24 protein-coding genes are annotated in these 26,922 nt (G+C 69.6%); 8 read left to right on the top strand and 16 right to left on the bottom strand.

Annotated elements, in window-relative coordinates:
- Positions 1-8 precede the first annotated feature (8 nt).
- Positions 9-1,778 (top strand): protein kinase domain-containing protein, encoded by a 1,770-nt coding sequence (locus tag G6N51_RS00475; RefSeq protein ID WP_264052307.1) that lies wholly within the window; start codon positions 9-11, stop codon positions 1,776-1,778.
- 18 nt (positions 1,779-1,796) lie between these two features.
- On the opposite strand, the gene G6N51_RS00470 is transcribed toward G6N51_RS00475, so the two are convergent.
- From G6N51_RS00470 to yajC, 6 genes are all read right to left on the bottom strand, one after another.
- Positions 1,797-4,187, bottom strand: coding sequence for a RelA/SpoT family protein (locus G6N51_RS00470; RefSeq protein ID WP_083176083.1), 2,391 nt, complete (start codon positions 4,185-4,187; stop codon positions 1,797-1,799).
- Positions 4,188-4,230: 43 nt separating this feature from the next.
- On the bottom strand, positions 4,231-4,788 hold the full coding sequence (locus G6N51_RS00465; protein WP_142275258.1) for an adenine phosphoribosyltransferase: 558 nt from the start codon (positions 4,786-4,788) through the stop codon (positions 4,231-4,233).
- The gene (locus G6N51_RS00460; RefSeq protein WP_083176049.1) at positions 4,770-6,419 is read right to left on the bottom strand and encodes an ABC transporter substrate-binding protein; all 1,650 of its coding nucleotides are present in this window, start codon (positions 6,417-6,419) and stop codon (positions 4,770-4,772) included. Before G6N51_RS00460 ends, G6N51_RS00465 begins: the two co-directional genes overlap by 19 nt.
- A 5-nt stretch (positions 6,420-6,424) precedes the next feature.
- Positions 6,425-7,708, bottom strand: coding sequence for a protein translocase subunit SecF (secF, locus tag G6N51_RS00455; RefSeq protein WP_083176081.1), 1,284 nt, complete (start codon positions 7,706-7,708; stop codon positions 6,425-6,427).
- A 4-nt stretch (positions 7,709-7,712) separates the two neighbouring features.
- A complete protein-coding gene (secD, locus tag G6N51_RS00450) occupies positions 7,713-9,521 on the bottom strand; it encodes a protein translocase subunit SecD (RefSeq protein WP_163750593.1) in 1,809 nt (602 codons plus the stop codon).
- A 111-nt stretch (positions 9,522-9,632) separates the two neighbouring features.
- On the bottom strand, positions 9,633-9,974 hold the full coding sequence (gene yajC, locus G6N51_RS00445) for a preprotein translocase subunit YajC (protein ID WP_083173214.1): 342 nt from the start codon (positions 9,972-9,974) through the stop codon (positions 9,633-9,635).
- Positions 9,975-10,170: 196 nt separating this feature from the next.
- Between yajC and gabT the strand changes: the two genes are divergently transcribed.
- Both gabT and car read left to right on the top strand, forming a co-directional pair.
- A complete protein-coding gene (gabT, locus tag G6N51_RS00440) occupies positions 10,171-11,511 on the top strand; it encodes a 4-aminobutyrate--2-oxoglutarate transaminase (RefSeq protein ID WP_083173215.1) in 1,341 nt (446 codons plus the stop codon).
- 148 nt (positions 11,512-11,659) lie between these two features.
- Positions 11,660-15,205 (top strand): carboxylic acid reductase, encoded by a 3,546-nt coding sequence (car, locus tag G6N51_RS00435; RefSeq protein ID WP_083173216.1) that lies wholly within the window; start codon positions 11,660-11,662, stop codon positions 15,203-15,205.
- A gap of 64 nt (positions 15,206-15,269) precedes the next feature.
- On the opposite strand, the gene G6N51_RS00430 is transcribed toward car, so the two are convergent.
- The 6 genes from G6N51_RS00430 to ruvC all read right to left on the bottom strand — a co-directional run bounded on the left by G6N51_RS00430 (position 15,270) and on the right by ruvC (position 19,758).
- A complete protein-coding gene (locus G6N51_RS00430; RefSeq protein ID WP_083173217.1) occupies positions 15,270-15,956 on the bottom strand; it encodes a hypothetical protein in 687 nt (228 codons plus the stop codon).
- Positions 15,957-16,087: 131 nt separating this feature from the next.
- On the bottom strand, positions 16,088-16,471 hold the full coding sequence (locus G6N51_RS00425) for a DUF1304 domain-containing protein (protein WP_083173218.1): 384 nt from the start codon (positions 16,469-16,471) through the stop codon (positions 16,088-16,090).
- Between the two features lie 156 nt (positions 16,472-16,627).
- Complete coding sequence (locus G6N51_RS00420) at positions 16,628-17,296, bottom strand: hypothetical protein (protein WP_083173219.1); 669 nt, start codon at positions 17,294-17,296, stop codon at positions 16,628-16,630.
- 256 nt (positions 17,297-17,552) lie between these two features.
- Positions 17,553-18,611: a Holliday junction branch migration DNA helicase RuvB gene (gene ruvB / locus G6N51_RS00415; protein ID WP_083173220.1), complete on the bottom strand. Its 1,059-nt coding sequence runs from the start codon at positions 18,609-18,611 to the stop codon at positions 17,553-17,555.
- Entirely contained in the window at positions 18,608-19,207 is a 600-nt protein-coding gene (gene ruvA, locus G6N51_RS00410) for a Holliday junction branch migration protein RuvA (RefSeq protein ID WP_083173221.1), read from the bottom strand. Before ruvA ends, ruvB begins: the two co-directional genes overlap by 4 nt.
- Complete coding sequence (gene ruvC / locus G6N51_RS00405) at positions 19,204-19,758, bottom strand: crossover junction endodeoxyribonuclease RuvC (protein ID WP_083173222.1); 555 nt, start codon at positions 19,756-19,758, stop codon at positions 19,204-19,206. The genes ruvA and ruvC overlap by 4 nt, the downstream gene beginning before the upstream one ends.
- 180 nt (positions 19,759-19,938) lie before the next feature.
- On the opposite strand from ruvC, the gene G6N51_RS00400 reads away from it, so the two are divergent.
- From G6N51_RS00400 to G6N51_RS00380, 5 genes are read left to right on the top strand one after another with little or no spacing between them, the layout of a single operon-like run.
- Entirely contained in the window at positions 19,939-20,553 is a 615-nt protein-coding gene (locus tag G6N51_RS00400) for a DUF4178 domain-containing protein (RefSeq protein WP_083173223.1), read from the top strand.
- A gap of 10 nt (positions 20,554-20,563) precedes the next feature.
- Positions 20,564-21,067, top strand: coding sequence for a DUF2617 family protein (locus G6N51_RS00395; RefSeq protein WP_083173224.1), 504 nt, complete (start codon positions 20,564-20,566; stop codon positions 21,065-21,067).
- Positions 21,064-21,495, top strand: coding sequence for a DUF4247 domain-containing protein (locus tag G6N51_RS00390; protein WP_083173287.1), 432 nt, complete (start codon positions 21,064-21,066; stop codon positions 21,493-21,495). The genes G6N51_RS00395 and G6N51_RS00390 overlap by 4 nt, the downstream gene beginning before the upstream one ends.
- Positions 21,496-21,529: 34 nt before the next feature.
- Positions 21,530-21,985 (top strand): DUF350 domain-containing protein, encoded by a 456-nt coding sequence (locus G6N51_RS00385; protein WP_083173225.1) that lies wholly within the window; start codon positions 21,530-21,532, stop codon positions 21,983-21,985.
- A complete protein-coding gene (locus tag G6N51_RS00380) occupies positions 21,982-23,580 on the top strand; it encodes a polyamine aminopropyltransferase (RefSeq protein WP_083173226.1) in 1,599 nt (532 codons plus the stop codon). Before G6N51_RS00385 ends, G6N51_RS00380 begins: the two co-directional genes overlap by 4 nt.
- A gap of 11 nt (positions 23,581-23,591) precedes the next feature.
- Here the strand turns inward: G6N51_RS00380 and G6N51_RS00375 are convergent, their stop codons facing one another.
- From G6N51_RS00375 to pdxS, 4 genes are all read right to left on the bottom strand, one after another.
- Complete coding sequence (locus G6N51_RS00375) at positions 23,592-24,347, bottom strand: YebC/PmpR family DNA-binding transcriptional regulator (RefSeq protein WP_083173227.1); 756 nt, start codon at positions 24,345-24,347, stop codon at positions 23,592-23,594.
- 206 nt (positions 24,348-24,553) lie between these two features.
- Positions 24,554-25,150 (bottom strand): pyridoxal 5'-phosphate synthase glutaminase subunit PdxT, encoded by a 597-nt coding sequence (gene pdxT, locus G6N51_RS00370; RefSeq protein ID WP_083173228.1) that lies wholly within the window; start codon positions 25,148-25,150, stop codon positions 24,554-24,556.
- Between the two features lie 7 nt (positions 25,151-25,157).
- Positions 25,158-26,003 (bottom strand): acyl-CoA thioesterase II, encoded by an 846-nt coding sequence (gene tesB / locus G6N51_RS00365; protein ID WP_083173229.1) that lies wholly within the window; start codon positions 26,001-26,003, stop codon positions 25,158-25,160.
- Between the two features lie 14 nt (positions 26,004-26,017).
- Positions 26,018-26,866 carry a pyridoxal 5'-phosphate synthase lyase subunit PdxS gene (pdxS, locus tag G6N51_RS00360; protein ID WP_232078501.1) on the bottom strand — a complete coding sequence of 283 codons (849 nt, stop codon included), beginning with the start codon at positions 26,864-26,866 and terminating at the stop codon, positions 26,018-26,020.
- Between the last annotated feature and the right edge of the window lie 56 nt (positions 26,867-26,922).

Below are 26,922 nucleotides of genomic sequence, written 5' to 3'. Positions count from 1 at the left end.
GTCGTGGCGTGGGGTCACAGTCTTTCGGGCAATACCAATTGCTGGACGTCCTGGGGCGCGGCGGGATGGGAGAGGTGTATCGCGCCTACGACGCCGCGACCGATCGGGTCGTCGCCCTGAAGGTGCTGCCCCCGAACTTGGCCGAGGATCAACAGTTTCAGCAACGATTCCGCCGCGAGGCGCGCATAGCGGCAAGCCTCAACGATCCGCACGTGGTGCCCATCCACAGTTACGGCGAGATCGACGGACGGCTCTACGTCGACATGCGGCTCATCGAGGGCCGCGACCTGCTGCAGTACATCGAGGAGAACGGCGGGCGGCTGTCCCCCGAGCGCGCCGTCGCGGTGATCGAACAGGTCGCCGCGGCGCTGGACAGCGCACACCAGGTGGGCCTCATCCACCGCGACATCAAGCCGAAGAACATCTTGGTCACCAACGCGCGTGACTTCGTCTACCTGATCGACTTCGGCATCGCCCGCGCCATGGCGGACACCTCGCTCACGCAGACCGGGCACACGATGGGCACCGTCGCCTACATGGCACCCGAGCGGTTCAGGGGCACGACGGATCACCGCGCCGACGTGTATTCGTTGGCCTGCGTGCTGCACGAGTGTCTGACCGGCAAGCGGCCCTATGCCGGCGACAGCCTCGAGGAACAACTCAACGCACACCTGAACACCCCGCCGCCGCGACCGTCGACGACGTCAGCCGGGGTGCCCGCGGCCCTCGATGCGGTGGTCGCCCGTGGCATGGCCAAAGATCCCGACCACCGCTACCAGTCGGCGATGGAACTCGCCGAAGCCGCCCGGGCGGCATTGGCCGTCCCGGCGGCAGCCGCGGCGCCGGGGCCCCCACCGCCGCCACCGACCGCCGCGTCACCCACACCGGACTTCCCCCCGACGGGCGCCAATCCCGATCCGCGGCCGCCGTATCACCCGCCCACGCACTCCCGGCGCCTGCTGCTGGGCATCGTCGGCGCGTCGGCCCTGGCGCTGGCCGCGGTGGTGGCGTTGGTCATCGCGCTGGTCACCGAGAACGACGGCCCCACCAACAGCGCGGCGTCGAGCACCCCGACGCGCGCGCGGGTGCCGGGCAGGCTCGGGTCCAATCCCGGGCCGACGGCCCAGGCGACGGCGACGGTCCCGCCGCTACCGGCGTTCGCTCCGCCGGCGGATCCGGGCGCAAACTGCGACTATCCGAGCGCGCCCGACACCATCGTCAAGCCCGTCAGCCCGCCCCGGTCGGGCAGGGTGTCGACCGAGCCGCCGCAGATCCCGGCCACCATCACCACCAACTTCGGTGACATCGGTGTTCAGCTCGCCAACTCCGAATCGCCATGCACGGTCAACAGCTTCGTCAGCCTGGCGAAGCAGCAGTTCTTCGACAACACCCAGTGCGCGCGCCTGATCGACTCCACCGATGGGGGGTCGCTGCTGTGCGGCGGTCCGGAATCCGACGGCTCCGGTGGCCCCGGCTACCAGTTCGCCGACGAATACCCCACCAACCAGTACCCGGCCGGGGATCCCGCCCTTCGGGCCACCGTGATGTACCCCCGCGGCACCGTGATCATGGCCACCGACGGACCCAACACCAACGGCAGCCAGTTCTCGCTGATCTTCCGGGATTCGGAATTGGCGCCCCAGAGCACGGTATTCGGCACCATCAACGAGGCGGGCCTGGCGGTTCTCGACAAGATCGCCCAGGCGGGCATCGCCGGCAATCGTCAGAGTGGCGCCCCCACCAACCCGGTCACCATCACCTCGGTCCGCGTCGGCTAGCCGCGGCCGTCAGGTCCGTTAAGCCGCCGACGTCACGCGGTAGACGTCGAAGACGCCCTCGACGTTGCGCACCACGTTGAGCAGATGCCCGAGGTGCTTGGGGTCACCCATCTCGAAGGTGAACCGGCTGATCGCCACCCGGTCATTGGATGTGGTGACCGACGCCGACAGGATGTTGACCTTCTCGTCGGCCAGCACCCGGGTGACGTCGGAGAGCAGCCGGTGCCGGTCGAGCGCCTCGACCTGGATGGCCACCAGGAACACCGACGACGGCGACGGCGCCCAATGCACTTCGATGATGCGCTCGGACTGCTGCTGCAGCGACGCGGCGTTGGTGCAGTCGGTGCGGTGCACGCTCACACCCCCGCCGCGGGTGACGAACCCCATGATCGCATCGCCGGGCACCGGGGTGCAGCACTTGGCCAGCTTGGACAGCACGCCCGGGGCGCCGGGGACCGAGACCCCGACGTCGTCGCTGCTGCGCGGGCGCCGCAGCATGGTCGTCGGTGTGGACCGCTCGGCGAGATCCTCTTCGGCTTGGTCGATTCCGCCGAGCTCGGCCAGCAGCCGCTGCACGACATGGCGCGCCGACACATGGCCCTCGCCGATCGCGGTGTAGAGCGCGGACACGTCCGCGTAGTGCAGTTCGCGGGCCACCGCGGCCATCGACTCGCCATTGACCAAGCGCTGCAAGGGAAGCCCGCCGCGGCGCACCTCGCGGGCCATCGCCTCCTTGCCGGTCTCCAGCGCCTCCTCACGGCGCTCCTTGGCGAACCACTGCCGGATCTTCGCCTTGGCGCGCGGCGACACCACGAACTGCTGCCAGTCGCGCGACGGGCCGGCGTTGGGCGCCTTCGACGTGAAAACCTCGACGACTTCGCCGTTTTCCAGCTTGCGCTCCAGCGCAACCAGCCGCCCGTTGACCCTGGCGCCGATGCACCGGTGGCCGACCTCGGTGTGCACCGCGTAGGCGAAGTCCACGGGCGTCGACCCGTTGGGCAGGGTGATGACGTCACCTTTCGGGGTGAACACGAAGATCTCTTGCACCGCAAGGTCGTAGCGCAACGACTCCAGGAACTCGCCCGGGTCGGCGGCCTCCCGCTGCCAGTCGAGCAGCTGACGCATCCAGGCCATGTCGTCGATCTCGGCGGCGGCGTGCGGATGCGGAACGCCGTTGCGCCCCTTGGCTTCCTTGTAGCGCCAGTGTGCCGCGATGCCGTATTCGGCGGTGCGATGCATGTCCCGGGTGCGGATCTGGATTTCCAGCGGCTTGCCCTCCGGCCCGACCACGGTGGTGTGCAGCGACTGGTAGACACCGTATCTGGGCTGGGCGATGTAGTCCTTGAACCGCCCGGCCATCGGCTGCCACAGCGAATGCACCACGCCGACCGCGGCGTAACAGTCCCGGATCTCGTCGCACAGGATGCGGATGCCGACCAGGTCGTGGATGTCGTCGAAGTCGCGACCCTTGACGATCATCTTCTGATAGATCGACCAGTAGTGCTTGGGGCGGCCCTCCACCGTCGCCTTGATCTTCGACGCGTTGAGGGTGTTGATGATCTCCGCGCGGACCTTCGCCAGGTAGGTGTCCCTCGACGGCGCGCGGCCGGCGACCAGCCGGACGATCTCCTCGTACTTCTTGGGGTGCAGGATTGCGAAGGACAGGTCTTCCAGCTCCCACTTGACGCTGGCCATGCCCAGCCGATGCGCAAGGGGCGCAATGACTTCCAGTGTCTCGCGGGCCTTGCGGGCCTGCTTTTCCGGCGGCAGGAAGCGCATGGTGCGCATGTTGTGCAGCCGGTCGGCGACCTTGATCACCAGCACCCGGGGGTCGCGGGCCATCGCGGTGATCATCTTGCGGATGGTCTCGCCCTCGGCGGCGGTGCCCAGCACCACCCGGTCCAGCTTGGTCACGCCGTCGACGAGGTGACCCACCTCCTCGCCGAACTCCTCGCTCAACGCCTCGAGCGTGTAACCGGTGTCCTCGATGGTGTCGTGCAACAGCGCGGCCACCAAAGTGGTGGTGTCCATGCCCAATTCGGCGAGGATGTTCGCGACCGCCAGGGGGTGGGTGATGTAAGGATCGCCGGAATGGCGCAACTGCGTGGCGTGCCGCTGGTCGGCAACCTCGTAGGCGCGCTGCAGCAACGACAGGTTCGCCTTCGGGTAGAACTCCCGGTGCACCGCCACGAGCGGTTCCAGCACCGGGTTGAGCGTGGTGCGCTGGGCGGTCATCCGCCGGGCCAGCCGGGCCCGGACCCGGCGAGACGCGCTGCTGGGGACCTTCAGCGTCTCCGTCGGCGGCTCCGGCGGCTCGGCCTGCGCCGTGACCGGCTCCCCGACCAGCAGGGCGTCGCCGGCGTCGGTGGGCGCGTCAAGCGCCTGCGCCGCGCTCTTCTCGTCCGCCACGTTGGTCACCTCCGACCTCGAGGATATCGCGCGGTGGGCGCCGCTAGACGCGACTGAGGCTGTGCAGCGGCAAGTCCGCGACCGCTTGACGGCCCCCGAGCGCGGTCAGCTCGAGGATCACCGCGGCCGCGATCACACGGGCGCCGCTGCGTTCCAGCAGCCGGGCCGCCGCGGCGAGGGTGCCCCCGGTGGCCAGCACGTCATCGATGATCACGACGTGTCGTCCACGCAGGTCGATGCCGTCGGCGGGGATTTCCAGCGTGGCACTGCCGTACTCCAGGTCGTAGTGCTCGGCGTGCACGGGCGGCGGCAGCTTGCCGCCCTTGCGAATGGCCAGCACGCCCGTGCGCAGCCGGTCGGCGACGGCCGCCGCGGCCAGGAAGCCGCGGGAGTCGATCCCGGCCACCAGGTCGGCGCCCGTGGCGATCTCGGCCAGCGCGTCGGTGACCGCCGTCAACCCCCGCGGGTCGGCGAACACGGGCGTGAGGTCCTTGAACTGGACCCCCGGTTTGGGAAAGTCGGACACCTCGCGCAACAGCGAGGCGATGACGTTGGCAACCGACGCGCTCCCGCCCACACCGGTCACTGGACCAGCGCCCATCGGTCCATGTTCCAGCCCGCACCCCAGCGAGTGGGGTTCTTGCTCACGGCGTACATCTTCTTCGACCTCAACAGGGTGCGTTGCTGGCGGTAGAGGGGCAACGTGGGCATGTCGCCCCACAGTATCGGCGCCGCCTCGCCCAGCAGCCGGACGCGCTCGGCGGGGTCGGCCGACACCGCCAGCGCCGCGATCGCGCCGTCGACCTGCGGGTTCGTGTACCCGGACAGGTTGTTGCCGTTGCCGGTGTGCAGATCGTAGGCGTCCATCGCCGACGAGCCCGTCGACCCGCTACCGGCGGCCCCGCCGGTGCTGGCCAGGAGCACGTCGATCTTCCCGTCCCTGAGCGCCTGGGGCCCGGAGGTGTCCAGCGCGACGTTGGCGACGGTGATACCGGCGGCGGCACAGGATTTGGTGATGACCCCGACGTTGACCGCCAGCCGCGCGTTGGGCCCGTGGTAGCCGATGCGCACCGTCATCGGCGCACCGCCGAGCGCGTCGCGGGCGGCGCCCGGGTCCGCCTTGGCGAACTGGCCGGCCTCGGCGGCACCGTCGCCGGCGGTGGCGGGGTCGTCGGCGGCCGGGTTCAGGCGGGAATTGGCGATCGGCACCCCGGCGTCGCGCGCGAGCGTGTCGCGCGGCGTGCACAGCGCCAGCGCGCGCCGGGCCTTGGGCTGCGAGAGCGGCCCCTGCGGCGCGAAGATCAGCTGCTCGATGCCGGCCGACGGGGAGTCGGCGCGCTCGTAGTTGTCCGGTGTCGTCAGCGTTCCCGACGAGCCCGCCGCGACGTCGACCACGTCGACGCTGCGGTTGTTGACCCGGTCCTGGATGTCGGGACCCTGCGGCCAGACGGTGATCCGCTTGGTGACGGCCCTGGGGCCCCACCATCGGTCATTGGCGACGAGCACCACCGCGCCGCCGTCGAGGATGCGTTCGATCTTGTACGGCCCCGACGACGGGAAGTTCTTCAGGTCCAGCCCAGGCTTGAGGTCCCAGATGGTGTTCCACAGCCGGGCGATCTGCTGCACGAGTTGGGTGTTGCCGCTGAGCAGGGCGGCGGTCACGTCGACGTGGAGCTGGTCGGCGATGACGTGCGACGGCATCAGCGACGTGGCGGTGAACAGCTGGTTGTAGTCCACGACGCCGCGATCCGGGATGAACGACACCCGGGCCTTCTTCTGACCGGGCAGGCATTCGACGTTGGCGATGTCCAGGTAACCGGCCCGGGTGGCGGCGTTGAAGTCGGGATACCGGCCGGACTGGGCCGCCCACGCCAGCACCAGGTCGTCGCAGGTCACCGGCTTGCCGTCGGAGTAGACGGCGTTGTCGGCGATCTGGTAGTCGAGGACCAGCGGTGAACCGCTCACCACCGCGACCGTGCCGAAGTCCCGGTCGGCGACGGTTTGCCCGTCCGGACCGTGATAGCTGAAGCCGGCGAGCGTGCGTGCGAACGCCTGCGCCCCGGCCGACGCGGCGCCGACGACGGTGTTGGCGTTGTAGGTGACCAGCGGGCCGTCCACCACGTAGTCGATCTGGGCGGCGGCGCTGCCGGAGCACGCGGACAGCGTGACGGCCGCCACGAGCATTGCGGCCACACCGATAGCGCCCCCAGCGAGGCGGTACCTGGTGGCCATGGCGACTACCGCCGGCCGGCGTTTCGCTTGCCGCTCGGACGCCGGGTCCCGGCCGGCCGCACCGGGCGGGCGCCTGGCGCCGGCTTGTTGGGTGCGGGCTTGTCGGAGGTTGCCGACACCGATGCGGTGGTCTCCGACGACGCCGGTTCGTCCGCGGTGGGCTTCGCCTCCTCGGCCGGTTCGGCCCCGCCCTTGCGCCGGCGGGTGACGCGGCGGGTGTGCGTGCGCACCAGCTCGGTGCGCTCGCGCAGGGTGACCAGCAGCGGCGTGGCGAAGAAGATCGACGAGTAGGTGCCGACCAAGATGCCGACCAGCTGTACCAGCGCCAGGTCCTTCAACGTGCCGACGCCCAGCAGCCACACCGCCACGACCATCAGCGCCAGCACCGGCAACACCCCGATCAGGCTGGTGTTGATCGAGCGCATGAACGTCTGGTTGATCGCCAGGTTGGCCTGCTCGGCGAACGTGCGCCGGGTGGTGTGCTGGAATCCGTGAGTGTTCTCCTCGACCTTGTCGAAGACGATGACGGTGTCGTACAGGGAGAAACCGAGGATCGTCAGCAGGCCGATGACGGTGGCCGGGGTGACTTCGAAACCGACCAGCGAGTACACCCCCGCGGTCACGGTCAGGTCGAACACCATGGTCGTCAGCGCGGAGACGGCCATGTACCGCTCGTACCGCACCGTGATGTACAGGCTGACCAACGCCAAGAACACCACCAGCGCGATCACCGCCTTGTCGGTGATCTGATCACCCCAGGTCTCGGATACCGCCGCGTCGCTGATCGCCTGCTTGCTGGGCTTGCCGTCCGCGCCCTTGGGCTGGAAGGCATCGAACAGGGCGTTGCGCAGCTTGGACGTCTGGTCGTTGGACAGCGTTTCCGAGCGGATCTGCACCGTGGCCGAGGCGCCGTTGCCCACGATCACCACCGACTCCGGGTCGCGGCCGATCGCCTTCCGGAAGACGTCGGACACGGTGGCCGTCGTGACGGTGCCCGACGAGCCCGCGGTGGGCATCGACACCGTGGTGCCGCCGTTGAAATCGATCCCGAAGGTGAAGCCCCGCAAGACGATGCTGACGAGGGCGACCGCGACGATCGCCCCGCTGATCCCGTACCAGAGGCGACGCCGGCCGATCACCTCGAACGCGCCGGTGCCGGTGTAGAGCCGCGCGAGGAAGCTGTGGTGCGGCTGCGCGGCGCCGGTCTCGGCGGCCTGCTCCACCGCGCCGGCTTCGGTGATCTCGGTCGCTTCGGCCGCGTCGGTTTGGGCCTTGCCTTTGGAGGCCATCACGCTATCCCCGTCCCGTCTTGACTTGCGCCGACGCCCGGCGCTCGCGGGCGACCTGCTGTATCGCGCCCAGGCCGTTGTAGGCGGGTTTGGCCAACGTCGGCGACTTGGACGCCAGGTAGACCAGCGGCCAGGTCACCAGGAACACCACCACGACGTCGAGGATCGTGGTGAGACCCAGCGTGAAGGCGAATCCCCGCACCTGGCCGATCGCCAGGGCGTAGAGCACCGCGGCGGCCAGGAAAGTGACGGCGTTGCCCGACACGATCGTCTTGCGGGCCCGCACCCAGCCTCGGGGCACCGCCGACCGGAACGATCGGCCTTCCCGGATCTCGTCTTTGATGCGCTCGAAGAACACCACGAACGAGTCCGCGGTGGTGCCGATGCCGATGATCAGACCCGCGATGCCCGCAAGATCCAGGGTGTAGTTGATCTGCCGGCCCAGGATCACCAGGATGGCGAAAATCATTGCGCCGGAGGCGGTTAGCGAGAGCGCGGTGAGCAGGCCCAACACTCGGTAATACAGCAACGAGTACAGCAACACCAACACCAAACCGATCGCACCCGCGATCAGCCCCGCTCGCAGCGAGGTCAATCCCAGTGTCGCCGAGACGGTTTGGGCCTCCGAGGATTCGAAGGACAGCGGCAATGAGCCGTATTTCAGGACGTTGGCCAGCTGCTTGGCGGTCGCGGCGGTGAACGGCGGGTCACCGCCGGTGATCTGGGTCCGGCCGCCGGGGATGGCCTCCTGGATCATCGGGGCGCTGACCACCTGGGAGTCCAGCGTGAAGGCGGTCTGGGTGCCGATGTGGGCGGCGGTGAAGTCCGCCCAGGTGTTCGCCGCCGCCGGCTTGAACTGCACGTCGACGACGTAACCGATGCCGCGCTGATTCATGCCCGAGGTGGCGTCCTGGATCTGGTCGCCGCTGATGATCGAGGGCGCCAGCAGGTAGGCCACCTTGTGGTCGGTCGAACACGTCACCAGCGGCAGCTTCGGGTCGTCATTGCCGGCCAGGATGTCTTCTTTGTCGCAGCGGGTGGCCTGGAACTGCAGCGCCAGGAACTGAACACCCTGACGGGTGCTCTGCCGCCACTTCTTCTCGTCGGCGATGCGCTCGGCGAGTTCCTTGCGCGGGTCGGCCGGCGCCGGCTGCTCGGCCGGGGGCACGTCGGCCGGCGGCGCGTTGCCCGCGGGCGCGGGGGGCGGTGCGGGGCTGGGCGGCGGCGGGTCCTGCGGGTACGGCCGCGGCTGGGCCGGTGGTCGGCCCCCCGGCGGCGCGGGCTGAGCCGGCGCGGGCTGGCCGGCCGGCGGTGGCGCCTGGCCCGGGGGCGGCGCCTGACCGGGCGCCGGCTGGCCAGAGGGTGCCGGGCCCGGGGGCGGCGCCTGAGCCGGCGGGGCCGCCTGCGGGGCGGGCTTGGGCTGGACGGCCTGCGCCGGCATCGAGTTGAGCACCGGGCGGATGTACAGCCGGGCGGTCTGCCCCAGGTTGCGAGCCTCGTTGCCGTCATTGCCGGGGACGGTGATGACCAGGTTGTCGCCGTCGACCACGACCTCGGAACCGGAGACGCCCAGCCCGTTGACCCGCGCGCTGATGATCTGCTGCGCTTGCGCCAGCGCGTCGCGGCTGGGGCGCGACCCGTCCGGGGTGCGCGCCGTCAGCGTGACGCGGGTGCCGCCCTGCAGGTCGATGCCGAGCTTGGGGGCGGCGCGCTTATCCCCGGTCAGGAACACCAGCAGGTAGACGCCGACGAGCAGCAACAAGAAGACCGACAGGTAGCGGGCAGGGTGCACCGGCGCCGAAGACGATGCCACGTTCCTTCTATCTCCTCGAATATCGGTTCTTACCCCGGACGAGCCTAGTGTCGTGCGCGCGACCGTGGCGCAAGCGGCCCGCCGCCGTGGCGTCCGGGCTGGGATTTCCCGTCAGGAATCCTTGGGCAGCCGGCCCTCGTCGAATTCCGCCAGGTCGTCGGAGTCGTCACCGTCGGCCAGGTCTTCGTCGTCCTCGGGCAGGATCCGGTCGCGGATCGCCAGCTTCATCCAGGTGGTCACCACGCCGGGCGCGATCTCGAGGTCGACGGTGTCGTCCGTGATCGCGACGACCGTGGCCTGAAGGCCGGAGGTGGTGTGCACGCGGTCGCCGGCCCGCAACGACTCGTGCAGGTCGATGGTGGCCTGCATCGCGCGCTTCTGGCGCCGCGACGCGAAGTACATGAACCCGCCCATGATGAGCAGGAAGGGCAGGAACAGAATCAAACTCTCCATGAACGGGCCTGTCTTTCGTAGTGGCGTCGAAGGGCGTTAGTGCCGGGACGACCCGCGGGCCGCGCACCTCGTACCGGCCAGTGTGCCATTGCTGCAGGTCGCTCCCGAGCCCCGCGGTGCGCGGGAGGCCCGCGGACGCCGGGGCGGATAGGCTTGGGTGGCGACGTGACAGCCGCGCCGCGGTGAGGAGAAAATCGTGGCCGGCCTCGATCAGACTCGCCAACTGGTCACCGAAATCCCCGGTCCCGCTTCGCTGGAACTGACCAAACGCCGCGCCGCGGCGGTGTCGCACGGGGTGAACGTCTCCTTGCCGGTGTTCGTGGCCCGCGCCTCCGGCGGCATCATCGAGGACGTCGACGGCAACCGGCTCATCGACCTGGCGTCCGGCATCGCGGTGACCACCATCGGCAACTCCTCGCCGCGGGTGGTGGAGGCGGTGCGAGCGCAGGTCGCCGAGTTCACCCACACCTGCTTCATGGTCGTGCCGTACGAGCAGTACATCGCCGTCGCCGAGGAGCTCAACCGGATCACGCCGGGCACCGGCGAGAAGCGCTCGGTGTTGTTCAATTCCGGCGCCGAGGCGGTCGAGAACGCCGTCAAAGTCGCCCGGTCGTACACGCGCAAGCCCGCCGTCGTGGCGTTCAACCACGCCTACCACGGCCGCACCAACCTGGCGATGGCGCTGACGGCCAAGTCCAAGCCGTACAAGAGCGGCTTCGGCCCGTTCGCGCCGGAGGTCTACCGGGCCCCGGTGTCCTATCCCTACCGGGACGGCCTGCTGGACAAGGAGCTGGCCACCGATGGGGAGAAGGCCGCCGCCCGGGCGATCGACGTCATCGAGAGCCAGGTCGGCGCCGACAACCTGGCCGCCGTCATCATCGAGCCGATCGCGGGCGAAGGCGGATTCATCGTGCCGGCCGAGGGGTTCCTGCCCGCCCTGCTCGACTGGTGCCGGAAGAACGACGTGGTGTTCATCGCCGACGAGGTGCAGACCGGGTTCGCCCGCACCGGCGCGATGTTCGCCTGCGAGCACGAGGGCATCGAGCCCGACCTGATCTGCACGGCCAAGGGCATCGCCGACGGGCTGCCGCTCTCGGCGGTCACCGGCCGCGCCGAGATCATGGACGCATCGCATGTCGGCGGTTTGGGCGGCACATTCGGCGGTAACCCGGTCGCGTGTGCGGCAGCGCTGGCCACCATCACCACGATCGAAAGTGACGGGCTGATCGAGCGAGCCCGACAGCTGGAACGGCTGATCACCGAACCGCTGTTGCGCCTGCAGGCCGGCGATGACCGGATCGGCGACGTGCGGGGCCGGGGCGCCATGATCGCCATCGAGTTGGTGAAGTCGGGAACCGCCGAGCCCGACGCGGAGCTTACGCAGAAGTTGTCCACCGCGGCCCATGCCGCCGGAGTCGTCGTGCTGACCTGCGGCATGTTCGGCAACATCATCCGGCTGCTGCCCCCGCTGACCATCGGCGACGAGCTGTTGCGCGAGGGGCTGGACGTATTGGGCGGGCTGCTCGGCGACCTCTAGACCTGGCGCATCGACGGTCGGCGTGGGCAATCTCACAACACCGGCCGGGCCGCGGTCATGGTGGAATACCGTTACTTTAGCTAACGTTCTATCAGTCGGCGCATTGGCGCAAAATGACTCACCATCTTTCATTGCGAGGAAACTGTTTATGTCGACCATTGATCGCGACGAGCGGCTCGAGCGCCGTATCGAGGAACTGACCGCCAACGACCCGCAGTTCGCCGCCGCCCACCCCGACCCGGCGGTCGAGGCCGCCGTCGAGAAGCCCGGGATGCGACTCCCGCAGGTCATCCGCACCGTGCTCGAGGGGTATGCCGACCGTCCCGCGCTGGCGCACCGGGTGGTCGAATTCGTCGAGGATGGGGCGACCGGGCGCACCCGGCTGGAGCTGCTCCCCCGCTTCGAGACCATCACCTATCGCCAGCTGGGCGAGCGGGTCGCCGCGCTTGGCCGCGCCTGGGCCGACGGCGAGGTGCACGTCGGTGACCGGGTCTGTGTGCTGGGCTTCAACAGCGTCGACTACGCCACCATCGACATGGCGCTGGCGACGATCAGCGCGGTGTCGGTGCCGCTGCAGACCAGCGCGTCGCTGGCCTCGCTGCAGTCGATTGTCACCGAGACCGAGCCCACCGTGATCGCGGCCAGCGCGAACCAGCTGCCCGAAGCCGTGGAGCTGATTCTGAGCGGCCACCGGCCCGCCAAGCTGGTGGCGTTCGACTACCACCCCGAGGTCGACGACGAGCGCGAGGCGCTGGAAACCGCGCGCACGCGGCTGGCGGGCGCCGGCGTCGCGGTGGAGACGCTGGCCGAGCTGCTCGAGCGCGGCAGGGCGCTGCCGGACACGCCGCTGCCGGACGGCGAGGGCTCCGACCCCCTGGCCCTGCTGATCTACACCTCGGGCAGCACCGGCGCACCCAAGGGGGCGATGTACCCCCAGAGCAACGTGGCCAAGATCTGGCGCCGGGGCAGCAGGAACTGGTTCGGGGAAAGCGCCGCGTCGATCACCCTCAACTTCATGCCGATGAGCCACGTGATGGGCCGCGGCATCCTGTACGGCACGCTGGGCAACGGCGGCACCGCCTACTTCGCCGCGAAGAGCGACCTGTCGACGCTGCTGGAAGACCTCGAGCTGGTGCGGCCCACCGAGCTGAACTTCGTGCCGCGCATCTGGGAGACCCTGTTCGGCGAATTCCAGCGCCAGGTCGAGCGGCGACTGACCGAGGGTGCCGACCGGACAGCCATCGAGGCGGAGGTGCTCGCCGAGCAGCGGCAGTACCTGCTGGGCGGGCGGTTCATCTTCGCGATGACGGGCTCGGCCCCCACCTCACCGGAGTTGCGCACCTGGGTGGAGTCCCTGCTCGAGATGCACCTGACGGACGGCTACGGCTCGACCGAGGCCGGGATGGTGCTGTTCGACGGCGAGATCCAGCGCCCGCCGGTGATCGACTACAAGCTGGTCGATGTGCCGGACCTGGGCTACTTCAGCACCGACCGGCCGTATCCGCGCGGCGAGCTGTTGCTGCGGACCGAGAACATGTTTCCCGGCTACTACAAGCGCGCCGAGACCACCGCCAACGTGTTCGACGAGGACGGCTACTACCGGACCGGCGACGTGTTCGCCGAGGTCGCACCCGACAAGCTGGTGTACGTCGACCGCCGCAACAACGTGCTGAAGTTGGCGCAGGGCGAGTTCGTGACCCTGGCCAAGCTGGAGGCCGAATTCGGCAACAGCCCGCTGGTCCGCCAGATCTACGTCTACGGCAACAGCTCGCAGCCGTACCTGCTGGCCGTCGTGGTGCCCACCCAAGAGGCCCTGGCGCGCTGGGACCTCGACACGCTCAAGGGCAAGATCGCCGACTCGCTGCAGAACGTCGCGCGTCAGGCGGGCCTGCAGTCCTACGAGGTGCCGCGCGACTTCATCATCGAGACCACACCGTTCAGCCTGGAGAACGGTCTGCTGACCGGGATCCGCAAGCTGGCGTGGCCGAAGCTGAAGCAGCACTATGGCGAGCGGCTCGAACAGCTCTACGCCGAGCTGGCCCAGGGGCAGGCCAACGAGCTGGCCGAGTTGCGCCGCAACGGCGCGAGCGCGCCCGTGCTGCAGACCGTGACCCGGGCCGCCGCGGCCATGCTGGGCACGGCGAGCACCGAGTTGACCCCCGACGCGCACTTCACCGATCTCGGCGGAGACTCGTTGTCGGCGTTGACGTTCGGCAACCTGCTGCGCGAGATCTTCGACATCGACGTCCCGGTGGGCGTGATCGTCAGCCCGGCCAGCGACCTGCAGGCCATCGCCAATTACATCGAGGGCGAGCGCCAGGGCACCAAGCGGCCGACGTTCGCCTTCGTTCATGGCGGGGTGCACGGTCGTGATGCCACCACGGTGCGCGCTGCCGACCTCACCCTGGACAAGTTCCTCGAAGCCGAGACGCTGGCCGCCGCACCCAGCCTGCCGCGGCCCACTACCGAGGTCCGGACGGTGCTGCTGACCGGCGCGACCGGCTTCCTGGGCCGCTACCTGGCGCTGGAATGGCTCGAGCGCATGGACATGGTGGACGGCAAGGTCATCGCCCTGGTGCGGGCCAAGTCCGACGACGAGGCGCGGGCCCGGCTGGACAAGACCTTCGGCGTCGGCTCTCCGCAAGGCGACCCGAAGCTGGTGGCGCACTACCGGGAACTGGCCGCCGACCACCTCGAGGTCATCGCCGGCGACAAGGGCGAGGCCAACCTCGGCCTGGACCCGCAGACCTGGCAGCGGCTGGCCGACACGGTCGACCTGATCGTCGACCCGGCCGCCCTGGTCAACCACGTGCTGCCGTACAGCGAGCTGTTCGGCCCCAACGCGCTGGGTACCGCCGAACTGATCCGGATCGCGCTGACCACCAGGCTGAAGCCGTATGCCTACGTGTCGACGATCGGCGTCGGTGACCAGATCAAGCCGGGCGAGTTCGTCGAGGACGCCGACATCCGGCAGATCAGCGCGACGCGGGCGGTCAACGACAGCTACGCGAACGGCTACGGCAACAGCAAGTGGGCCGGCGAGGTGCTGCTCCGCGAGGCGCACGACCTCTGCGGCCTGCCGGCCGCGGTGTTCCGCTGCGACATGATTTTGGCCGACACCAGCTATGCGGGTCAGCTCAACCTGCCGGACATGTTCACCCGGCTGATGCTGAGCCTGGTCGCCACCGGTGTCGCTCCCGGTTCGTTCTACGAGCTGGACGCCGAGGGCAACCGCCAGCGTGCGCACTACGACGGGCTGCCGGTCGAGTTCGTCGCCGCGGCGATCTCCACGCTGGGCACGCAGGTGCTCGACAACGCCTCCAGCGGGGATGGCTTCCAGACGTACCACGTGATGAATCCGTACGACGACGGCATCGGTCTCGACGAATACGTCGACTGGCTGGTCGACGAGGGCTACGGGATCCAGCGCGTCGCCGACTACGGCGAATGGCTGCGGCGGTTCGAACAGGCGATGCGGACCCTGCCCGAGCGGCAACGCCAGTACTCGCTGCTGCCGCTGCTGCACAACTACCAGGAGCCGGAGAAGCCGATCAACGGGTCGATGGCACCGACCGACCGCTTCCGCGCCGCCGTGCAGGACGCGAAGATCGGCCCGGACAAAGACATTCCGCATGTCTCGGCGCCGATCATCGTGAAGTACATCACCGACCTGCAGCTGCTCGGACTGCTGTAAGCGCCAGACGGCAATCGCCCAGTCCCCGCGAGGGACTGGGCGATTGCTGTTGCGTCAGAGCGCGTTACTGCTGGGGGTGCGGCCACCGCAGGTACGCGGCGTTGGCACCCGACGCGGGGCGCTGGCGACGCCATCCCCGCTTGGGCTCCGGGTCGGCGGCCGTACGCGGCTTGGTCAGCGCGCCCGAGGACACCTCGGCCGGCTCGTACACCGACTCCCGGTACGGTTCCACGCCCGGCGCCGCCGAGGCTGCCGCCGGCGCCACGGGTTGCACGTCACGCGCCAGGCGCACGGCGGTGCGCGCCAGCACCACACCGCCCACGAAGATGATCAGCGCACCCAGCCCGGAGAAATAGGTGACCTCGAGCACCGCACGCTTGCGCTCGGTGGCGGCGACGGGGTCACCGGCGGAGCCGATGCCCAGCAGCGGCGCGAATTGACCTCCGACGACGAACCAGGCGCCGGCCAGGACGGCCAGCCAGCCGCCCAGCATCGCCGCCACGCGGTTTCCGGCGACGATCAACAAGAGACCGCCCAACACGGTCGCGGCCCCCGGCAGAACCTCGAGCCACCCTCGAGCCGAACTCCACGCCCACTCCCGGTCAGGTGTGTAGGCGAAATTGAAGCGCGGTCCGACAAACGGTATTAACGCCCCCCACGCCCCCAGAATGACCAGGAGCAATCCGCTGACCGCGCCGCGCGAACGCGGCATGCTCAGCCCGCGGGGTTGGCCGTCTTCTGCGTATTTCATGACATCCCCTCGTTAAATACCGGGCCTGTTTCCGGCCCGCCATGGGTACCCGGCGGTTTCCACTCGTAACCCATCCGGCGGTCGAAAGCCACCCCCGGCCGTGGCCATTGGGGCTGGTGAGGCCGGTGTTACTACTGAAGCCCGAGGAGCAGCAGCACGATCGCAATGACCGGAAAGGCGCCCTGCGTCACGGCGGCCCGCGCCTTCGCCGGCGCCGACAACAGCAGCACCAGTGCGGCCGCGGCCATGGACCCGACGCCGGCCAGGATCAGCGCCGCACCAACGGCGTTGTGCCGCAAGGCAATCGTAACGATTCCCACGCCGCTGACCACCGCCAGGAACAGGTTGTAGAAGCCTTGGTTGAACGCCAGCAGCTTGGTGGTCTCGGCCTCCTCCGCCGTGGTGCCGAAAGTGGCCCGGGTGCGCGGCGAGGTCCAGGTCAACGATTCCATCACGAAGATGTACACATGCAGTAACGCCGCCAATGCGGCGAATATCAGCCCGGCTGTGAGCATCGCTCCTCCTCGGTCGTCGAGGCCTGCAGCGCGACGTAGGCATCCGCGTGTCTCGGTGTGCCGGTGGACTTTACCGACCTGCGGTGCTCCGACCGTCCTAAACGCGAAAAGGTGCCGGCAGCCTTGGCTGCCGGCACCTCCCGCGTGACTGGGTAACTACACGCCGGCGTGGTGGTGCCGGTGGAACAGGCCGCCGCCGGCGCGCCGGCCGAACAAGCCGCGCCCGCGGGGCTCGGCTTCCGCCCGGTCCGTGCGTGCCGCGGTCACGCCGCGCGTCTCGTCGTACACGGCGGGTTCACCCGCCGGCACGGCGTCGGCCGCCACCGCCGGTTCCCTCATTACGTCTCGCGCGTGCCGAACCGCCAGGCGCCCCACCGCGGCCCCGCCCAGGAACACGATCAACGCGCCCAGCCCGGTGAAGTAGGTGACCTCGAGCAGGGTGCGTTTGAGGTCCGTCGCGGCCATCGGTTGGCCGACGTCGCCGATGCCCAGTGTCGGCGCGAAGGCGCGGCCGACGACGAACCAGGCGCCGGCAACGACCGCCAGCCAGCCACCGAGCACCGCGTTGGCGCGGTTGCCGGAGAGAAGCACCAGCAGGCCGGCCGCCGCGGCAGCGGCGCCGGGGAGCACCTCGAGCCAACCCTTGGCCGCGGTCCACGTCCACGCCGGATCGGCCGTGTAGGCCCAGTCGATGTTGGCCCCGAAGAACGGCACCAATGCGCCCCAGGCCCCCAGAAGGATCAGAAGTAGCCCCGTCAGCGCGCCGCGGGAACGTGGCATGTACAGCGCGCGGGGGCGTTCGTAGTCGTGGCGCGTGGTCCTCATGAGAATCTCCTTCAACGGATATTGCTGCTGTGACCCTGGTTACCCGGCGGGGCCCACGCATAACCGACCGCTGACCACCTAGGTGTTTGCTGTGCGACCCGGACTGCGGCACGACTGGCGTGGTCCGCGAGGTGTTATCCCTGGTGGCGGCTTCTTGAGCGGGCCGGAGTCGGGGCGAACGCCCCTTCGGGCGATTGCTCACCCGGCAGGTCACGATTTGATAATGGTCGTTGATAATGGTCGCGACCCGCTGAGGCTAGTCGAACAGGCCGACCTGCCCCAGCCCCGTGAACCCGGCCGGGGGGCTCATGCCCAAGTGCGTCCACGCCTGTGCGGTGGCCACCCGGCCGCGCGGCGTCCGGGCGACCATCCCGGCGCGGACCAGGAACGGCTCGCACACCTCCTCGACGGTGGCGGCCTCCTCGCCGACGGCCACGGCCAGCGTCGAAACCCCGACCGGCCCGCCGCCGAAGCTGCGGGTCAGCGCCGACAACACCGCCCGGTCCAGCCGGTCCAGACCGAGTTCGTCGACGTCGTAGACCGCCAGCGCCGACTTGGCCACGTCGCGGGTGATCACCCCGTCGGCGCGGACCTCGGCGAAGTCGCGGACCCGGCGCAGCAGCCGGTTGGCGATTCGCGGCGTGCCGCGCGAGCGCCGGGCGATCTCTTCGGCCGCCTCCGCGCCCAGCTCGATGCCAAGAATGCCGGCGGAGCGGGCGAGCACCAGCTCCAACTCGGCGGGCTCGTAGAAGTCCATGTGCGCGGTGAAGCCGAACCGGTCGCGCAGCGGGCCAGTCAGCGCGCCGGACCGCGTGGTGGCGCCGACCAGGGTGAAGGGCGCCACCTCCAGCGGTATCGACGTCGCGCCGGGACCCTTGCCGACCACCACGTCGACCCGGAAGTCCTCCATGGCCAGGTAGAGCATCTCCTCCGCGGGCCGGGCGATGCGGTGAATCTCGTCGATGAACAGCACGTCGTGCTCGACCAGGTTGGACAGCATGGCGGCCAGGTCACCGGCGCGTTCCAGGGCCGGACCGGACGTGACCCGCAACGACGACCCGAGCTCGGCGGCGATGATCATGGCCAGCGACGTCTTGCCCAGCCCGGGCGGACCCGAGAGCAGGATGTGATCCGGTGTGCCGCCGCGGTTCTTGGCCCCCTCGATCACCAGCTGGAGCTGTTCGCGCACCCGCGGCTGGCCGATGAATTCCCCCAGCGAGCGCGGCCGCAGGCTGACGTCGATGTCGCCCTCCCCGACGGCCAGGGCAGGGGACAGCTCGCGGTCGGCGAAGTCGTCGTCGCCGGCGCGGGTCATCGGGACTTACCCAGCGTCGACAGGGCCGCGCGCAGGGCACCCGACGTCGTCGCGTCCGGCTCGGCGGCCAGCACCTTGTCGGTCGCCTCTTCGGCCTGCTTGACCGCGAAGCCCAGGCCCACCAGGGCCTCCACCACCGGCCCCCGCACGGCATGCCCGTTCACCGCCGACGCGCCGCCCGGTGCGCCCGCCGCGCCGGCACCGACCTTGTCGCGCAGCTCGAGCACCATCCGTTCGGCGCCGCGCTTGCCGATGCCGGGCACCCGGGTCAGCGCGGTGACATCGCCGTCGTGCAGCACCTGCCGCAGCGCCGCGGCGTCGTGCACGGCCAGCGTCGCCATCGCCAGGCGCGGCCCGACGCCCGACACCGTCAGCAGCGTCAGGAACAGGTCGCGGCTGTCGGAGTCGGGGAACCCGTAGAGCGTCATCGAGTCCTCGCGGACCACCATCGCGGTGATCAGCCGGGCCTCGGTCCCCGTGCGCAGCGTCGCCAGCGTCGACGGTGTCGCGTTCACCCGGTAGCCGACGCCGGCCGCCTCGATCACCGCGTGATCGAGCGCCACCTCGAGCACCTCGCCGCGCACCGAGGCGATCACCGAGCGGCCTTCAGCTTGGCCAGATACGCCTGACGTTGCCGCGCCGCCAGCGCCTCGGCCGCCGCCATCCGGGCCATCATCGGCGCCCTCCAGCAATGACAGATCGCCAGGGCCAGCGCGTCGGCGGCGTCGGCCGGCGTCGGCTTGGCTTGCAGCGCAAGGATTTTCGTGACCATCGCGGTAACCTGAGCTTTGTCCGCGGCGCCGTTGCCGGTGACGGCGGCCTTGACCTCGCTGGGCGTGTGGAAGTGCACATCGATGCCGCGTTTGGCCGCTGCCAGCGCGACCACCCCGCCGGCCTGTGCGGTGCCCATCACCGTCGACACGTTCAGCTGGGAGAACACCCGCTCGATCGCCACGACGTCCGGTTGATGGGTGGCCAGCCAATGCTCGACGGCGTCGCTGATGGCCAGCAACCTCCTGGCCAGCGGTGCATCCGACGGGGTCCGCACCACGTCGACGTCCAGCGCGACCACGTTGCGCCCGCGCCCGCTTTCCACGACCGATAATCCGCATCGGGTCAGCCCGGGGTCGACGCCCATCACCCGCATTGCCCGCTCCCACCTGTAGAACAGCTGTTCGATACCCTAGCGGTCGCGACCGACGGCTCCGCGGAGGACACGCGGCGCCGCCGCCCAATTCGTGTAGGGACGTTACAGCGCCGAATCCACCGAAAAGCTGTTAGCTTTAGCCGACGTTCGCTCGAGCAAGGTGGCAACGGAAGGGTTCGCGTGGGATCACTGCTGGTCGTTATCGCGATCGTGCTGTTCATCGCGTCCATCGTCGTCCTCGTCATCGCTTTGCGGCGCCCCAAGCAGCCGGGCCCGCCGCGCGGGCGCCAGGACCCCCTTTCGTTCAACGCGATGCCGGAGTTCGGCCCCCGCCAGCTCGGGCCCGGCGCCATCGTCAGCTACGGCGGCGTCGACTACGTGGTCCGCGGATCGGTGACGTACCGCGAGGGCCCGTTCGTGTGGTGGGAGCACCTGCTCGAGGGCGGCGACCAGCCGATCTGGTTCAGTGTCGAGGAGGACGACGGGCGCCTCGAGCTGGCGATGTGGGTCAGCCGCAAGGACGTTGGGCTGCAGCCGGGTGACTCCTACGTCGTCGACGGGGTGACGTTCCACGAGTCCGAACGCGGTCGCGCCTCGTTCACCACCGAGGGCACCACGGGCCTGCCGGCGGGCGGCGAGATGGAGTTCGTCGACTGCGCCAACGCCGACGAGTCGGCGCTGCTCTCGTTCGAGCGCTGGGCGCCGGGCATGCCGTGGGAGGTTTCGACCGGCAAGCCCGTGCTGGCCGGCGAACTGACCGTGTATCCGGCACCCCCGCCCTCGTCGTCCTCCTAGGAGCGCGTCGGTGCCGCTTCATCAGCTCGCCGTAGCGCCCTCGGACGTCTCCGGGCAAAACCTTGGACTCGCGCTCAACGTGCCCGCACCGCCGCCGCTGGCAACATCCGCGCTGACGCACCCCGCCGGCGGCGCGCTGTTGCTCGGGGTCCTCGGCGCGTCGCACGTCGTGACGGTCGAACACGCCGCGGGCCGGTTCTCCGAGGAGGTCTCGTGCACGGCACGCGGCCACGGCGTCGACCTGCCGGAGCGCACGACCGCGCCCGGCTACTCGCTGGAATCCCGCGTCGATCGGTACGACGAGGCGACCTTCCGGCGCGTCGCGCGTGACCTTCGAGGCCGGTGCGCGCGGGAAAAGGGTTGGCTCGGCGGCTCTTTCCCCGGTGACGACGCCGCGCTGACCGCGTTGGCCGCCGAACCCGACGGCACCGGCTGGCGCTGGCAGACCTGGCACCTGTACCCGGCGGGCAACGGCGGCACGGTGGTCCACACGGCGAGCCGGTGGCAGCCGTGAGCCGCAACCGCCTGTTCGTGATCGCCGGCGCGCTGGCCGTGGCCGCCGTCGCCTGCCTCGTTCCCGGAATCATCCTGCTGCAGAAGAACATCGGCTCCTACATCGCCGGCCACTATCACGCGTACTCCCACGACGCGAACGGCACACGCTACGAATGCAGCGGCCCACCCGACGACGTGGCCGACACGCTCGCCGAGTACCAGGCCCCCCAGGCCCGCGCCGCCAACGGCGACAACGAGTACCTGCGCTACAGCAACAACATCGTGATCGTCGGCCCCGACGGCAATCGCCCGTGCAGCATCCGCCTGGAAGGCCTGAACGCCGGGTACAGCCACGGCGCCTTCATATTCCTCGGGCCCGGCTTCACCCCCGGCTCCCCCTCGGGCGGCGCCGGAGGCACCCCGGGTGGCCCCGGCGGAACCAAGTGACGTCTAGCCGATAGAAACCGCAAAGGAGACAACCATGTACCTCGCCGTCGAGATCGGCACCGTCGACCTCAATCCCGTCCTGAAAGGCGCAGTCGCGACGATCCTCTACTTCTGCGTCGGCATGGGCGTACTTCTCGTCGGGTTCTACGCGGTCGACGTATTGACCCCGGGCAATCTGCGTCGGCTGGTGTTCATCGACCGCCGCCCCAACGCCGTCATCGTCGCCGGTGCGATGTACATCGCCCTGACCGTCGTCATCATCACCGCCATCTCGAACAGCTATAGCCAGCTGGGCCAGGGGCTCGTCGGCGTGGCCGTATATGGGCTGATGGGCGTGATCCTGCTCGGAATAGCCCTGCTCGCAATGCATCTGCTGATACCGGGCAGTTTTCACGAGCACATCGACGAGCCCGAGCTGCATCCGGGATCGTTCGCCGTGGCGCTGATATTGCTCGCCGTGGGAGGGGTCACGGCCGCCGCGGTGTCATGACATCCGTTGAGCTGCCGGCGTCAGAGGTGAACCGGCCCGCGGAGCCTCCGGCGCGCTGGCGGGCCGTGCTGCTGGCCGCGGTCGCCGCGTGCGCGGCGTCCGGCATCGTCTACGAACTCGCGCTGCTGACGCTGGCGGCCAGCCTCAACGGCGGCGGCATCGTCGCCACGTCGCTGATCGTCGCGGGCTACATCGCCGCGCTCGGGGTGGGCGCCCTCGTGGTCAAGCCGCTGCTGGCGCACGCGGCGATCGCCTTCGTCGCGGTGGAGGTGTTGCTGAGCATCGTCGGCGGCTTGTCGGCGGCGGCGCTGTACACGGCGTTCGCCTTCATCGACGACGAGTCGATGTGGATGCTGGCGGTCAGCACCGCCCTGATCGGGGGGCTGGTCGGCGCCGAGGTGCCGCTGCTGATGACCATGCTGCAGCGCGGGCGCATGGCCCCCGATGCGGATCACGCGGCCGACACCGGCCGGACCCTGGCCGACCTGAACGCCGCCGACTACCTCGGCGCGCTGCTGGGCGGCCTGGTCTGGCCGTTCCTGCTGCTGCCGCAGCTGGGCATGATCCGCGGCGCGGCGGCCACCGGCATCGTCAATCTCCTGGCCGCGGCCGTCGTGGCGGCCTTTGTGCTCCGCCGAATCGTGCCCACCCGACAACTCCTGACGGCGCTGTGCGCGCTCGCCGCGGCGCTCGCGCTGCTGGCCACGCTGCTGGCGCGGTCGGCCGACATCGAGACGACGAGCAGGCAGCGGCTCTACGCCGACCCGATCATCGCCTACCAGCACTCGGCCTACCAGGAGATAGTGGTCACCCAGCGGGGTAACGACATGCGCCTTTACCTCGACGGTGGCCTGCAGTTCTCCACCCGCGACGAGTACCGCTACACCGAAAGCCTGGTCTACCCCGCGCTCGGGGCCGGCGCCCGATCGGTCCTCGTCCTCGGGGGCGGCGACGGCCTGGTGGCCCGCGAACTGCTGCGTCAGCCGGGCATTGCCCGGATCGTGCAGGTGGAACTCGACCCCGCGGTGATCCAGCTGGCGCGCACCACCATGCGCAGGACCAACGGCGGTTCGCTGGACAGCCCGCGGGTCAAGGTGGTGATCGACGACGCGATGCGCTGGTTGCGCACGCCGCACCCGGACGTCGTCCCGGCCGGTGGCTTCGACGCGGTGATCGTCGACCTCCCCGACCCCGACACCCCGGTCCTGGGCCGGCTGTATTCGACCGAGTTCTACGCGCTGGTCGGGCACGCGCTGGCCGCCGACGGGCTCATGGTGGTCCAGTCGGGCAGCCCGTTCTCGACGCAGACGGCGTTCTGGCGCACCGCGTCGTCAATCCGCGCGGCCGGCTACGCGGTGACGCCCTACCACGTCTACGTGCCCACGTTCGGTGACTGGGGTTTCGCGCTGGCGCGCCGCGGGGCCGGCGCGCCCACGCCCACCGTGCCGCCCAACGCGCCCCCGCTGCGCTTCCTCAATCAGCACGTCCTCGACGCCGCCACGGTGTTTCCCGACGACACCCGACCCCGCCCGCTCGAGCCCTCCACGCTGGACAATCCGCGCATCGTGGACGACATGCGGCACGGCTACGACTAGTTCTGGTGGCGTCAGTCCTCGTCGAGAGCGGCCAACACTTCGTCGGACAAATCGACGTTGGTCCACACGTTTTGCACGTCGTCGCTGTCCTCCAGGGCGTCGACGAGCTTGAATACTTTCCGGGCGCCGTCGACGTCCACCGGCACGCTCACCGACGGCTGGAAGCTGGCCTCGGCCGACTCGTAGTCGATGCCGGCATCTTGCAGAGCCGTCCGCACCGCGACCAGATCCGTTGGCTCCGAGATGACTTCGAAGCTGTCACCCAGGTCGTTGACGTCCTCGGCGCCGGCGTCCAGCACGGCGGCCAGCACGTCGTCCTCGGACAGGCCGTTCTTTTCCAGGGTGACCACGCCCTTGCGGGTGAATAGATACGACACCGAGCCCGGATCGGCCATGGTGCCGCCGTTGCGGGTCACAGCCACCCGGACCTCGCCGGCCGCGCGGTTGCGGTTGTCGGTCAGGCATTCGATCAGCACCGCCACGCCGTTGGGCCCGTAGCCCTCGTACATGATCGTCTGGTAGTCGGCGCCGCCGGCTTCCTCGCCGGCGCCGCGCTTGCGGGCACGCTCGATGTTGTCGTTGGGCACCGAGGTCTTCTTCGCCTTCTGGATGGCGTCATACAGCGTCGGGTTGCCCGCCGGATCCCCGCCGCCGGTACGGGCGGCGACTTCGATGTTCTTGATCAGCCGGGCGAACTCCTTGCCTCGGCGCGCGTCCTTGACGGCCTTCTGGTGCTTGGTGGTGGCCCACTTGGAATGGCCGCTCATCGGTGTCTCTTACCTCTTCTGTCTTGGAAAGATCGCCAGACGAGTCTACGTGCACGGTCGGCGCCGCCCCCGCGTCCGTTCCCCCTGCGGCCCAGCCGCCCCGGCGTCACACGAACGCGGGCATATGCGCCGTCGCGAAAGTGATATCGCCTGCGCTATCACTTTGCGTGATCGCGCCGGGAGTGGGTGCCGGCGTGCCGGGTGGGTCAGGCGACGCCGTTGACGATGTCGACGAAGAGCCGGTGGACGCGCCGGTCTCCGGTCATCTCGGGGTGGAACGCCGTCGCCAGCTTCGTGCCCTGCCGCACCGCGACTGTGTGCCCCGACGCTTCGGCAAGCACCTGCACGCCCTCACCGGCGCGCTCGACCCACGGGGCGCGGATGAACACCGCGCGCACCGGACCGTCCAGGCCGGCGAACGGTATGTCACCCTCGAACGAATCGACCTGGCGTCCGAATGCGTTGCGGCGCACGGTCATATCGATCGCACGCAGGGGCAGCGCCTCCCGGCCGCCCGCGCCGGCGTCGAGGATCTCGCTGGCCAGCAGGATCATGCCCGCGCACGCGCCGTAGGCGGGCAGGCCGTCGGCCAGCAGCCCACGCAACGGCTCGAGCAGGCCGAGGTCGAGCAGCAGGTGGCTCATGGTCGTGGACTCCCCACCGGGAATCACCAGCCCGTCGACGTTCTCGAGCTCGCCGCGGCGCCGCACCGGCATCGATTCGGCCCCGGCTTCGCGCAGCGCGGCCAGGTGTTCACGGGTGTCGCCCTGCAGCGCCAGCACGCCGATGCGCGGCGCGCTCACTGCGCTCTCACTGTTTGGAGGGCTGGAATCCCCGCTCGAAGCGGGTCAGCCCCTCCTGCATGACCGCCGCCACCATCTCGCCCGTCTGGGTGAAGATCTTGCCCTGGCACAGCGAGCGGCCGCCGCTGGCCGACGGCGAGGACTGGTCGTAGAGCAGCCATTCGTCGGCCCGGAACGCCCGCATGAACCACATCGCGTGGTCCAGCGAGGCCACCTGCAGATGCTGGCGCACGTCGAGGTGGTTGACCTGCGCCGATCCCAGCAGCGTGAGGTCGCTCATGTAGGCCAGCGCGCAGATGTGCAGCACCGGATCGTCCGGCAGCGGGTCGCGATGGCGAAACCACACCTGCTGCTGGGAGGCCTTGCCGGGCGACAGCCGCAGCTGTTCGCGCGGCACGATGCAGACGTCCCACTCCTCGAACTGCTTGAATCCGGCGTCGTCGAACACCTTGATCGAGTCGAGGCCGGGCAGCCCGTCGGGCGGCGGCGCGGCCGGCATGACGTCCTGGTGGTGGATGCCCTCCTGGTCGGTCTGGAAGGACGCCCCCATGCTGAAGATGATTTCCCCGTGCTGGATGGCGTTGACGCGCCGGGTGGCAAACGAGCCGCCGTCGCGGGTGCGCTCGACGATGAAGACGGTGGGCTCGTTGGCGTCCCCGGGCCGCAGGAAGTAGCCGTGCAGCGAGTGCACCTGGTAACGCGGGTCGACCGTGCGCACCGCCGAGACGAGCGACTGGCCGGCGACGTGACCGCCGAACGTGCGCTGGAAATATCCCGACTCCGGGCTGAACACCCGACCGCGGTAGATGTTGACCTCGAGTTGCTCGAGATCAAGGATCTCTTCGATCGCCACCTATAGCCCTCGGCTTACCAGCCGCGTTCGGCCAGCCGGTGGGGCTGCGCGATCTGCTCGACGTTGATGCCCACCATGGGCTCGCCCAGGCCGCGCGACACCTTGGCCAGCACGTCGGGGTCGTCGTAGAACGTGGTGGCCTTGACGATGGCGGCGGCGCGCTGCGCGGGGTCCCCCGACTTGAAGATGCCGGAGCCGACGAAGACGCCCTCGGCGCCCAGTTGCATCATCATGGCCGCGTCGGCGGGGGTGGCGATGCCGCCCGCGGTGAACAGGGTGACGGGCAGCTTGCCGGCGCGGGCCACCTCGACGACGAGGTCGTAGGGCGCCTGCAATTCCTTTGCGGCGACGTACAATTCGTCTTCCGACAGCGAGGTCAGCCGGCGAATCTCGCCGCCGATGGCCCGCATGTGCGTGGTCGCGTTGGAGACGTCTCCGGTGCCGGCCTCACCCTTGGACCGGATCATCGCCGCGCCCTCGCCGATGCGCCGCAGGGCCTCGCCGAGGTTGGTCGCCCCGCACACGAACGGCACGGTGAACTTCCACTTGTCGATGTGGTGGGTGTAGTCCGCGGGGGTCAGGACCTCGGACTCGTCGACGTAGTCGACGCCGAGGCTCTGCAGGATCTGCGCCTCGACGAAGTGCCCGATGCGGGCCTTGGCCATCACCGGGATCGTCACCGCGGCGATGATGCCCTCGATCATGTCGGGGTCGCTCATCCGCGACACGCCGCCCTGGGCGCGGATGTCGGCGGGCACCCGTTCCAGCGCCATCACCGCGACGGCGCCGGCGCCCTCGGCGATGCGGGCCTGCTCGGGGGTGACGACGTCCATGATGACGCCGCCCTTGAGCATCTCGGCCATGCCGCGCTTGACGCGCGCGGTTCCGGTTCGTCCGCTGCCGTTGCCTGACGCGGCGG

The organism is Mycobacterium paraseoulense (assembly GCF_010731655.1).
Classification (GTDB): Bacteria; Actinomycetota; Actinomycetes; order Mycobacteriales; family Mycobacteriaceae; genus Mycobacterium; species Mycobacterium paraseoulense.
This window is presented reverse-complemented; position numbering and strand designations above follow the sequence as displayed.